General features: G+C 59.6%; 9 protein-coding genes. 8 read left to right on the forward strand and 1 reads right to left on the reverse strand.

What is annotated here, in order from left to right; genetic code table 11:
- Positions 1–2: 2 nt before the first annotated feature.
- Positions 3–1,070 (reverse strand): DUF2333 family protein, encoded by a 1,068-nt coding sequence (locus tag CKW16_RS04005; RefSeq protein WP_074873450.1) that lies wholly within the window; start codon positions 1,068–1,070, stop codon positions 3–5.
- 286 nt (positions 1,071–1,356) lie between these two features.
- Between CKW16_RS04005 and gcbA the strand changes: the two genes are divergently transcribed.
- From gcbA to prmA, 8 genes are all read left to right on the forward strand, one after another.
- Positions 1,357–3,027, forward strand: coding sequence for a diguanylate cyclase GcbA (gene gcbA, locus CKW16_RS04010; protein ID WP_095127312.1), 1,671 nt, complete (start codon positions 1,357–1,359; stop codon positions 3,025–3,027).
- 955 nt (positions 3,028–3,982) lie between these two features.
- Complete coding sequence (locus CKW16_RS32795) at positions 3,983–5,026, forward strand: methyl-accepting chemotaxis protein (RefSeq protein ID WP_371918009.1); 1,044 nt, start codon at positions 3,983–3,985, stop codon at positions 5,024–5,026.
- Between the two features lie 194 nt (positions 5,027–5,220).
- Positions 5,221–6,960, forward strand: coding sequence for a protein-disulfide reductase DsbD (locus CKW16_RS04020; RefSeq protein ID WP_095127314.1), 1,740 nt, complete (start codon positions 5,221–5,223; stop codon positions 6,958–6,960).
- A gap of 131 nt (positions 6,961–7,091) precedes the next feature.
- Positions 7,092–7,547: a type II 3-dehydroquinate dehydratase gene (aroQ, locus tag CKW16_RS04025; protein ID WP_008031265.1), complete on the forward strand. Its 456-nt coding sequence runs from the start codon at positions 7,092–7,094 to the stop codon at positions 7,545–7,547.
- A gap of 24 nt (positions 7,548–7,571) precedes the next feature.
- Positions 7,572–8,033 (forward strand): acetyl-CoA carboxylase biotin carboxyl carrier protein, encoded by a 462-nt coding sequence (gene accB / locus CKW16_RS04030; protein WP_095127315.1) that lies wholly within the window; start codon positions 7,572–7,574, stop codon positions 8,031–8,033.
- Between the two features lie 17 nt (positions 8,034–8,050).
- Positions 8,051–9,409 (forward strand): acetyl-CoA carboxylase biotin carboxylase subunit, encoded by a 1,359-nt coding sequence (accC, locus tag CKW16_RS04035; RefSeq protein WP_008153754.1) that lies wholly within the window; start codon positions 8,051–8,053, stop codon positions 9,407–9,409.
- A gap of 38 nt (positions 9,410–9,447) precedes the next feature.
- Entirely contained in the window at positions 9,448–11,097 is a 1,650-nt protein-coding gene (locus CKW16_RS04040) for a Fic family protein (RefSeq protein ID WP_256580441.1), read from the forward strand.
- A gap of 247 nt (positions 11,098–11,344) precedes the next feature.
- Positions 11,345–12,223 carry a 50S ribosomal protein L11 methyltransferase gene (gene prmA, locus CKW16_RS04050; protein ID WP_095127317.1) on the forward strand — a complete coding sequence of 293 codons (879 nt, stop codon included), beginning with the start codon at positions 11,345–11,347 and terminating at the stop codon, positions 12,221–12,223.

Here is a 12,223-nt window from a genome sequence, read left to right on the forward strand (position 1 = left end):
ACTCAGCCCTGATTGAGCAATTGACGCAAATCGATCACTGCAGCGTTGGCCCGGGAAATGTAGTTGGCCATGACCAGCGAGTGGTTGGCCAGCACCCCGAAGCCGCTGCCATTAAGGATCATAGGACTCCAGACCGGTTCCTGCGAGGCTTCCAGTTCACGAATGATCTGACGCACGCTGACCGTGGCGTTCTTCTTGGCCAGCACATCGGCGAAGTCGACTTCGATGGCGCGCAGCAGATGGGACAAGGCCCACGCCTGACCGCGGGCTTCGTAGAACACATTGTCGATCTGCATCCACGGGGTTTCGACGATTTCTTCGTCAACCTGCGGCACCTGACCCGGTGCGACGACTTCGGTTTTCAGCGCAGTGTTGAGTTTGACCCGGCCAACGCTGGCCGACAGCCGTTGCGACAGTGAACCCAGACGAGTCCCCACATCGCCCAGCCAGTTGTTCAGATTGTCAGCGCGGGCGTAGAACAGCGCGTTTTTCTGCGACGGATCGGACAGGCGCGCCTGATAACGGCTCAGGGAGTTCATGCCTTCCTGGTACTCGGACTCACTGGAGGGCAGCACCCAGCTTTTATTGTCGAAGTTGAAACGCGGCTCGGCCTTGGCCAGATCGGAGTCTTCGGCAGATTGCGACTGCGAACGGGCGAAGTCTTTACGCAAGGCACGTGTCAAGTCTCGGACCTGGACCAGCACGCCATATTCCCAGCTCGGCGTGTTATCCATCCACAGGCCTGGCGGGAAACGGTCGTTGGAAATATAGCCACCCGGTTTGGTCAGCAAAGTACCGGCGACGGTCTTCAGGGTTTCGACCGTGGTGTAGCCGATGACCATTTGCTTGCCTTCTTTCTCGGCGGCCATCTGGGCATTCTGCTGAACCGGGAACAGCGCAGGTTCCTGGCTCCAGTACCAGCCCAGCGCAATAGCCACCAGCAAGTAAAGGCCAATCAGAGTGGCCAGCGCCCGGCTGAACAACAGGCCACCCAAGTAACTACGGGTGGCCGATTTCGGTTCAGCGGCACGTTCAGGCGCGCTGCCCGCGCGGTTCTTCCAGTCCAGCATGGCGATATCCTTTCAATCACTTGAGTTCATCGGTTCGACCACAACCCTATCTCATCGTGCCTCGTTTGCCGCGCATTAAATCCTGCGTAAACACTACCCGCACAATGACCATGATCGACGGCCACTATAAATGAAGCACAGCTTCGATCCTATGCGACCAGTCGGTCAGGAACTGAATCAGGTCGCTTTGCAGTTAATTGACGTACGACACTCATGCAATCGAAAAGAGGTGCTAGCATAGAGCCACCAGTCGATCTCAGCATGCACCCTAACTAGTAGTCAGGATATGACCGAGCCAGAAGACCCCAGCCGCGAGCGCCTCAAGCACCACTTTGCCCAGCGGGTAATTCATCAGGCACGTCAAATTCTTGAGATATGGCAGCGCCTGCAACGCAGCGAGTGGTCCACCACCGACTTATCGGAACTGAGCGAGGCCAACCTGCGCCTGCTGCGTTTCGCCGAGCGCTTCGAACAACCTGAACACTCGCAGCTGGCACGCCACATCGGTCAGTCGCTGGAGGCTGTCGACGCCAATCGCGGACGCCTGAGCAGCGGACTGATCACTGACCTCAATCGTTTGATGCAGCGCCTGTCACGCACCGGTTTGCGCCATGGCGATCAGTTGGAGCAGACCTTTCTGCCGCCGCTGCGCAAGCCGGTTTACGTGATGCTGCAGGATTACGACCGCGCCGAGCGTCTGGCCAAGCAGCTGGAATTTTTTGGGCTCAGCGCTCAAGCCCTCGACAGCGTAGCGGCGTTCCGCTCTTCGATGGTCGAGCGCTTGCCTGCGGCGATCGTCATGGACGTGGATTTCAGTGGTGCCGGCATCGGCCTGAAACTGGCCGCCGAAGCCCAGGAAGGCCTCGATCATCAATTGCCGCTGTTGTTCTTCAGCCTGCACGAAACCGATACCCCGACCCGTCTCGCCGCCGTGCGTGCCGGCGGCCAGGAGTTCCTGACCGGCACCCTCGAAGCCTCGAGCCTGCTGGAGAAAATCGAAGTCCTGACCTGCGTCGCCCAGTACGAACCTTATAAAGTGCTGATCATCGACGACTCCCGCGCCCAGGCCTTGCACACAGAGCGCCTGCTCAATAGCGCCGGGATCGTCACGCGGACCTTGATCGAGCCGATCCAGGCCATGGCCGAGCTCGCGGATTTCCAGCCAGACCTGATTATCCTCGACATGTACATGCCGGCCTGCACCGGCACTGAACTGGCCAAAGTGATCCGCCATAACGACCGTTATGTCAGCGTACCGATCATTTACTTGTCGGCCGAAGACGATCTGGACAAGCAGCTCGACGCCATGAGCGAGGGCGGCGACGACTTCCTGACCAAACCGATCAAGCCCCGGCACCTGATCACCACCGTGCGAAACCGCGCGGCGCGGGCACGCAATCTCAAGGCGCGGATGGTCCGCGACAGCCTCACCGGGCTGTACAACCACACCCACATTCTGCAATTGCTTGAAGACTGTTCGTTCCGCGCCCGTCGCGAGAACAAGCCGCTGAGCTTTGCGATGCTCGACATCGACCACTTCAAACGGGTCAACGACAGCCACGGCCACCCCATGGGCGATCGAGTGATCAAGAGCCTGGCGCTGTTTCTCAAGCAACGCTTGCGCAAGACCGATTTCATCGGCCGTTACGGCGGTGAAGAGTTCGCGATCGTCATGCCGGACACCGATCTCGAATCGGCCCATAAAGTGCTCGACGAAATCCGTCGACGTTTTGCCGAGATTCACTACCCGGCTCAACCGCAGGATCTCTGGTGCACGTTCAGCGCCGGGGTGGTGGAGCTGTGTGAACACTCCGACAGCCTGATGATGGCCAGCCAGGCAGACGAAGCGCTGTACCGCGCAAAAGACGCCGGACGCAACCGCGTGCAGGCCGCGCGAACATCAAAGCAAAGTGCCACCTTTTCATCGGAGTCGACCCATTCGGTCATAACCCTGTAACACAAACGCAATAACTTCAGGCGCTTACCATTCTGCCGCTGGTAGACCCGCGATGCGCTTGAAGCTGCTGACCAATCTCAATACCCTCCTTTTAGTCGCCGTGTGCGTGGCCCTTGGCGTCACGCTTTGGTGGTCGCAAAAAGCCCTGGAACGCCCCTATCTGTTGATGGAGCGCTACTTGGGCTTGTCCCAGCAATTTCAAAATGAAGTGGCGCGTAACATCGAGGACTACCTCGCCAGCGGCGATGCCCTGCGCCTGAGCAGCGCCAGCCAGGCCATTGACGGCGTGCAAAAGGAACTCGCAGAGTTGCCGCCGGCGTTGGCCGACACCTTGCGCCCGAGCCTGTCGAACCTCGAAGAATTCAGCAAAACCGATCTGCTGGCGGCCGGCAAACTGGCCGGTGATCCGCAAGCGCTGCTGCTTCAGGCCGAACGCGAACTCGGTGCCAGCCTCGATCAGCTCAGTCAGTACGCCAGCGCTAACGCGGCGTATCTGACGCCATTGCTCGCCGCCTCCCAGCACTTGGGCAAATTGTCTCTGGCCCGGAACAAACTGGTCAGCAGCGGCCGCAGCGAATTGGCCGCCGATGTCGAGCGTGAAGTCGCCAACATTCGCACTCAGGCTGAGTTGCTGGGCGCCTTGCCGCTGCTCGGTGTAGCCAGCAGCAGCGAATCCGGCACCGATGATTTCGCCGCGATGATGGGCTTGGAGAACACCGAAAAAGCTGTTGCCGAGGATGCAGGCGTGGGCCTCAAGCGTGAACTGAACAGCCTCCTCACTCGCTACCCGGCCGAACTGGCGCGCACTCGTGACCAGATCCAGAAACGCACCGACCTCAGCGCCGCCACTCACCTGAAAATCGCCGCCGTGCAGCAGGCCATCGCCGGACTGGAGCCGGTGGTTCGCGCCCAGCACGGACAGATCCAGGGCGAAGTGCGGCTGATGCAAGGCGTGATGATTGGCCTGATTCTGCTGATTGCTTTGCTCATCGACACCTTGCAACGGAAACTGGCCCGGACGCTGACCAACCTCGCCCCGGCCCTTTCGACCTGGGCCGAGGGCGACTTCAGCCAGGACATTCAACTGGGTAAAACCAATCGTGAACTGCACGACATTGAAGCGTCGCTCAATCGCTTGCGCGCCTATCTGGTCGACCTGGTCGGGACCATTCGCCTCAACGCCGAACAGGTCGCCGGCAGCAGCCGAACCTTGGCCGAGTTGAGCAATGACCTGCACAGCGGCGCCGAACATCAGGCCGGCGACACGGCGCTGATCCGCGATTCCCTCGGCGAGCTGGAAGCGACCATTCAACAGGTTGCCGGCGATGCCAGCCAGGCGGCCGACGCCAGCCGCCATGCCGGGCTGGCGGTAGAGCACGGCCAGAAAGTCATCGGTTTGAGTCTCACCGGGCTGCACGCGCTGGTCGGTGAAGTGCAAGGCAACGCGCAGATGATCGAACACCTGGCCGAGGAGTCGGCAACCATTGGCGGCGTGCTGACAGTGATCCGCTCGATTGCCGACCAGACCAACCTGCTGGCCCTGAACGCCGCCATCGAAGCGGCCCGTGCCGGGGAAATGGGTCGAGGATTTGCGGTGGTGGCCGAAGAAGTTCGTTCACTGGCACAACGCACCGCTGGCGCCACAGCAGAGATCCAGACGTTAATCGCCGGTTTGCAAACCGCGGCGCGACAATCGGTGGAAGGCATGCGCGCCCAGGTCGAACACGCCGAAGCCACTGCCAATCAGGCCCAGGCCGCCGACGGTGCGCTGGATAAAATCGTCGGCGCGATCCAGACCATTTCCGACACCGCCGTGCGCATCGCCGATGTCACCGCCCAGCAGAGCGGTGCCGTCAGCGAGATCCGCGATCACAGTGAGCGGATTCACCAATTGGGTGGGGATAACTTGCTGCGCATCGGTGAGGGGCGCGTGCAGGGTGAGAATTTGTTGGTGCTGGGTGGAAGGTTGCATACCGCCGTCCAGGCCTTCCGCGTCTGATAGTTGCCCTTACCTGATGATCGTTCCCACGCTCTGCGTGGGAATGCCTCAATGGACGCTCTGCGTCCGCTCTTGGGACGCGGAGCGTCCCGGGCTGCATTCCCACGCAGAGCGTGGGAACGATCAAAACTCCGGCCCTGCACTCCCCGCGACTGTCCGCTATCATGCCTTCACTTTCGATACGCGAGATTGTCATGCGCCGTTTGCTCTGCCTGTTGTTTTTAGTGCTCGCCCTGCCGGCCACCGCCGCCGGGTTGCTGGACAGTCGGCCCAGTTCGACGCTGGGCTCGATCAACAACAGCGCCGACTTTCTGCCGGTACGCGAAGCCTTTCAGCTGAGCCTGGTCGAAAGCACACCGCTATCGATCAAGCTGCGTTTCGTCGCCGCAGAGGGTTACTACCTCTATCGCCATCGTTTTCAGTTTCGCGCTGACCCGAGTGATGTTGGCCTGGGCGCCGCGCAACTGCCCAAGGGCGAACAGAAGCACGATGAGTATTTCGGCGATGTCGAGGTCTACCACGGGGTTCTCGATGTAGAGCTGCCGCGCACCGATCAACGCGCCTTCACCCTGGCCGTGACCTATCAGGGCTGCGCCGACAAAGGCTTGTGCTATCCACCCGAGACCGAGCGCCTGAGTATTGATGGCAGCACAGGCGCGCCCCCGGCCTGGAGCTGGCGCGAACTGGCGCTGTTCTTCCTCGCAGGCGTAGGCCTGACGTTCACACCGTGTGTGCTGCCGATGCTGCCGATCCTGTCCGGCGTAGTGTTGCGCGGTCAGGTGGGTGGTTTGCGCGGCTTCAATCTGTCCCTCGCTTATGTGCTGCCAATGGCCGTCTGCTTCGCCCTGCTTGGCGCGCTGATGGGGATGTTCGGCGCACAGCTCAATCTTCAGGCGCGGTTGCAATCGGCGTGGGTGCTGGTGCCGTTCGCGATGTTTTTTGCGCTGTTTGCCTTGGCGATGTTTGGTGTCTTCGAACTCAAGCTGCCTCACGCTATCAGCAGTCGGCTGGATCGGATCGCCGGTCGCACCGAGGGTGGTTCGTTGTGGGGTGCCGCTGTGCTGGGCGTGGTTTCCAGCCTGCTGGTTTCGCCCTGCGTCTCGGCACCGCTGGCCGGCGCGCTGCTGTACATCAGCGCCAGCGGCGATGCAGTGGGCGGTGGTTTGAAACTGTTCATGCTTGGCCTAGGCATGGGCGCCCCGCTGTTGCTGGTCGCCACCGGTGGTGCCGCCTGGCTGCCGAAAAGCGGACCCTGGCTGATCTATGTGAAAAACGCGATAGGCGTTTTGTTGCTGGGGCTGGCGATCGGCCTGCTCAGTCGAGTACTGCCGGGCCAGATCACGTTGCTGCTGATCGGTTTGCTGGCCGGTGGCGCCGGGTTGTTCATGGGTGCGCTGGAGTTTGTCTACAAACCGCCGAGAAAACGCCTGGGCCAATTGCTTGGGATGTTCCTGCTGTTTTATGCGCTGGCGTGTTGGTACGGAGCGTTCAGCGGCCAGACCGACCCGCTCAATCCGATTGGCCAGCCGCGCACGGTTGCAGGCAATGAGCAACCGCAAAGCACCAGCACCTGGCAAACCATCAGCACCCCGGCAGACCTGGACCGTGTCCTCGCCGAAGCCAAATCATCGGGCACCCCGCTGCTGCTCGACTGGTACGCCGACTGGTGCATCAGCTGCAAAGTCATCGAACATAAAGTGCTCAACGACGCCACGGTCGTCGAACGCCTCAAAGGCTATCGACTGATCCGCTTCGACATCACCGCCAGCAACGCCGAGCAACGCGCCCTGCTCGACCGCTACAAACTGTTCGGCCCGCCAGCGCTGATGTTTTTCGGCAAGGACGGCATCGAACACGCCGATGTGCGAGTGATCGGCGAGATCAACGCCACCGACTTCGCCGAACGTGTTGCGAAAGCAAATGACCGGATTTAATAACCCGGTCACATATTTCGCGCAAACATCGGCCATCGTGCTGGCTATTGCATAGAACTGGACAGTCACAAAGGCTTTGCGGCATAGTCGCCGGGTTCTGACAATTGCACACAGATAACAAGGAACAGCAGATGGCGACGCTACTGGTTCTGCACGGACCCAACCTGAACATGCTCGGCACCCGTGAACCGGGCACCTACGGCGCTACGACACTGGCGCAGATCAACCAGGACCTGGAACGCCGTGCCCGTGAAGCCGGCCACCATTTGCTGCACCTGCAAAGCAACGCCGAGTACGAATTGATCGACCGCATCCACGCTGCCCGCAGCGAAGGTGTGGACTTCATTCTGATCAACCCAGCAGCTTTTACGCACACAAGTGTCGCATTACGTGACGCGCTGCTGGCGGTGAGCATCCCATTCATCGAAGTGCATTTGTCTAACGTGCACAAACGCGAACCTTTCCGCCATCACTCTTACTTCTCCGACGTAGCGGTGGGAGTGATCTGCGGCCTTGGCGCCAGCGGTTATCGACTGGCCCTGGAGGCCGCCCTGGAACAGCTTGAACAACAAGCTATACGCCCCTGACCGACCCTTGGGAGTTGATGATTCATGGATATCCGTAAAGTTAAGAAACTGATCGAACTGCTGGAAGAGTCCGGCATCGACGAGCTCGAGATCAAGGAAGGCGAAGAGTCCGTACGCATCAGCCGTCACAGCAAGACCCCGGCTCAGCAGTACTACGCACCGGCTCCAATGCATGCTCCGGCGCCTGCGCCTGTTGCTGCTACCCCGGTTGCTGCCGCCGCACCTGCTGCTCCGGCCGCGCCAGTTCTGAACGGTAACGTTGCCCGTTCGCCTATGGTCGGCACCTTCTATCGCAAGTCTTCGCCATCCTCGCCGTCCTTCGTTGAAGTCGGCCAGACCGTGAAGAAAGGCGACACCCTGTGCATCGTCGAAGCCATGAAGATGATGAACCACATCGAAGCTGAATCCAGCGGTGTGATCGAATCTATCCTCGTCGAAGACGGCCAGCCGGTTGAGTACGACCAACCGCTGTTCACCATCGTTTGAACCGCGGAGAGACTTTGATGACTGCGAAGTTGGAAAAAGTTCTGATCGCCAACCGCGGTGAGATCGCCCTGCGGATTCTGCGTGCCTGCAAAGAGATGGGCATCAAGACTGTCGCCGTTTACTCCAAGGCTGACAAAGAGCTGATGCACCTGGGTCTGGCAGACGAATCCGTCTGCATCGGCCCGGCCTCGGCCGCGCATTCTTACCTGCACATCCCGGCAATCATCGCCGCGGCTGAAGTGACTGGCGCTACCGCCATTCACCCAGGCTACGGTTTCCTTGCGGAAAACGCTGATTTCGCTGAACAGGTCGAGAACTCCGGCTTCGCCTTCATTGGCCCGAAAGCCGACACCATTCGCCTGATGGGCGACAAGGTATCGGCCAAGCACGCCATGATCGCAGCGGGCGTTCCAACCGTTCCGGGTTCCGACGGCCCACTGCCTGAAGACGAAGAAACCGCTCTGCGCATCGGTCGCGAAGTCGGTTACCCGGTGATCATCAAAGCCGCTGGCGGCGGTGGTGGTCGCGGCATGCGCGTTGTGCATAAAGAAGAAGACCTGATCTCCTTCGCCAAACTGACCCGCACCGAAGCGGGCGCAGCGTTCGGCAACCCGATGGTCTATCTGGAAAAATTCCTGACCAACCCACGTCACGTGGAAGTTCAGGTACTTTCCGACGGCCAGGGTCACGCCATCCATCTGGGCGACCGCGATTGCTCGCTGCAACGTCGTCACCAGAAGGTTCTCGAAGAAGCGCCGGCACCGGGCATCGACGAGAAGGCACGGGCTGAAGTCCTCGCACGCTGCGTCAAGGCTTGCATCGACATCAACTACCGTGGCGCGGGTACTTTCGAGTTCCTGTACGAGAACGGCGCGTTCTATTTCATCGAAATGAACACCCGCGTTCAGGTTGAGCACCCGGTATCTGAAATGGTCACCGGCATCGACATCGTCAAGGAGATGCTCAGCATCGCCGCTGGCAACAAGCTGTCGTACACCCAGGAAGACGTGGTTATCCGCGGTCATGCACTGGAATGCCGAATCAACGCCGAAGACCCGAAAACCTTCATGCCGAGCCCAGGCACGGTCAAGCATTTCCACGCACCAGGCGGCAACGGCGTTCGCGTCGATTCGCACCTGTACAGTGGCTATGCCGTTCCGCCGAACTACGATTCGTTGATCGGCAAGCTGATCACCTACGGCGCAACCCGTGACGAAGCGTTGGCGCGCATGCGCAATGCGCTGGACGAAATCGTTGTCGACGGGATCAAGACCAACATCCCGCTGCACCGCGATCTGGTCCGTGATGAAGGCTTCTGCAAAGGTGGAATCAACATCCACTACCTGGAACACAAGCTGGCTGGCGAAAAGCATTAAGCTGTGATCCATACCAACAAAGCCGCTTTCGAGCGGCTTTGTTGTTTCTGGTGGTTTCATCCGTCCCAGCGAGGGCTAATCTGGCAGGCACTGGTTTGTCCGGGCTGGCTATAATCGCCCTCTTATCAGCGCAACGCCGACGAACCAGAGCCAGCCCATGCCTGAAAAACTGCCCATCAATCTCAACGATCTCCTGCGCCAGAGGCGCAGTCGAGGGTGAGCGAATCGAATACAAATCAGGCTGGAATCCTGATCCGATCATTCGCACGCTCTGCGCTTTCGCCAACGACTTCGAAAACCTGGGCGGTGGTTACGTTGTGATTGGGCAGGATTGCGATGCCAATGGTCAGCCGATCTTTCCTCCACAGGGACTTTCCGATCAGGTGCTCGACAAGATCCAGCTCGAACTGCTAGCGGCTTGCCAATCAATTCAGCCTGCTTACTTTCCAGTGTTGAGCATGGAAGAGGTCGAAGGTCGCAAGTTGATCGTGCTATGGGCGCCCGGCGGGCAAAATCGTCCCTATAAAGCTCCGGCCGCAGTGACAGCCAAACACAGAAGCTTGCACTACTACATCCGTCGCTACAGCAGCACGGTGGAAGCCAAGGGCGAAACCGAACAGGAACTCTTGAGCCTTACTGCCAAGGTACCTTTTGATGACCGCTTCAATTTGGGTGCTCGTGTCAGTGATCTGTCCAAACCTCTAATGCAAAGCTTTCTGCAAGAAGTGGGCAGTGCCCTGGCCGAGGATGCAGCAGCTCTGTCTACCGAAGCGCTAGGGCGACAAATGAACGTCGTGGGCGGCCCGACCGAGTCGCCATGGCCTAAAAATGCAGGCCTGATGTTCTTTAGCCCAGCCCCAGAGCGATTCTTCCCCGGCACACAGATTGATGTGCTGTGGTTTCCGGAGGGTGCTGGCGGTGATCGCCTTGACGAAAAGATCTTCAAGGGACCACTGGCAACCATAACCCGCGAATCACTGGCTTATATCCAGCGCAATTACCTGCATGAAACAGTGATCAAGCATGCAGACCGCGCCGAAGCTACACGGATCTGGAACTTCCCCTTCGCTGCTATTGAAGAGGCGCTGGTCAATGCCGTTTATCACCGGTCCTATGAAGAACGCGAACCGATTGAGGTCCGCATCAGCCAGGAAGAATTGGTGATTCTGAGCTTTCCGGGGCCAGACCGCTCGATTCGAATGGAGGACCTGCGAATAGGCCGCGCCGTGAGCCGCCGCTACCGTAACCGGCGAATTGGTGAGCTCCTGAAAGAACTGAATCTGACCGAAGGCCGCTCGACAGGCATCCCGAAAATCCTCAAGGTCATGGCGGGCAATGGCTCACCTGCGCCACTATTTGAAACCGACGATGATCGGATTTCGTATGTCGTACGGCTTCCAGCGCACCCTCAGTCACAGAGAGCAGAAGCAACAACCATGGAAGTCAGCATGGAAGTCGCTTCGGTGCTGAGGGCCATTGAAGGCAACATGAGCAGGCTGGAACTTCAGACCACTATGGGCCTGAAAAACGCCGACCATTTCCGTAAGGCTTACATACTGCCGGCCATGGCCGCCGGGGTGCTTGAAATGACGCTGCCTGAACGCCCCAACAGCCGCCTGCAACGCTATCGTCTGACGAACAAAGGCCTGCAATGGCTCACAGCCAACAATGCAGGGAATCAGCACTAATATGTGATCCAGACCAACAAAGCCGCTTTCGAGCGGCTTTGTTGTTTCTGTAGGAGCAAGGCTTGCCCGCGATGAACGATGATACGGTCTACCTGAGAGACCGCGTCGCCTGAATCGCGGGCAAGCCATGCTCCTACGAAAAGCATACACATGTCGGTCCTGTCGTCTTCTGCCCCGCGCTCGCGTAAACTTGCGCGCTTCTCGCAGCCCGCTAGGCTGCAATCAATATTTTTCAAAGGTGCCCGCCATGCCTTGGCTGCAAGTCCGTCTCGCCATCAGCCCAGAACAAGCCGAAACCTACGAAGACGCTTTCCTTGAAGTGGGCGCCGTATCGGTGACCTTCATGGACGCCGAAGATCAGCCGATCTTCGAGCCGGAACTCAACACCACGCCGCTGTGGTCGCACACGCACTTGCTGGCCCTGTTCGAAGGTGGCACCGAAGCCGCCACCGTGCTGGCCCACCTTGAGTTGCTGACCGGCAGTCCGCTGCCCGAGCATCACAGCGAAGTCATCGAAGACCAGGACTGGGAACGCAGCTGGATGGACGGTTTCCAGCCAATGCGTTTCGGCCAGCGCCTGTGGATTGTGCCGAGCTGGCACGCAGCTCCCGAGCCTGACGCGGTCAATCTGCTGCTGGACCCGGGCCTGGCGTTCGGCACCGGCACTCACCCGACCACCGCGCTATGCCTGGAATGGCTCGACGGCCAGGACCTGAAGGACTGCAACGTATTGGACTTCGGCTGCGGCTCGGGGATCCTGGCAATTGCCGCCCTTCTGCTGGGCGCCAAGGAAGCCGTCGGTACCGATATCGACGTGCAAGCCCTGGAAGCCTCCCGCGATAACGCCGGGCGCAACAACATCGCCGACGAACTGTTCCCGCTGTATCTGCCGCAAGATCTGCCGCAGGTTCAGGCCGACGTGCTGGTCGCCAACATCCTGGCCGGCCCGCTGGTTTCCCTGGCGCCGCAATTGTCCAGCCTGGTCAAATCCGGTGGTCGTCTGGCACTGTCGGGCATCCTCGCCGAGCAAGGTGAAGAAGTCGCCAAGGCTTACGCTCAGGACTTCGATCTGGACCCGATCGCCAATCGCGATGGCTGGGTGCGCATCACTGGCCGTCGGCGCTAG

The sequence above is a fragment of the Pseudomonas sp. Irchel s3h14 genome (assembly GCF_900187425.1).
Taxonomy (GTDB): Bacteria; Pseudomonadota; Gammaproteobacteria; order Pseudomonadales; family Pseudomonadaceae; genus Aquipseudomonas.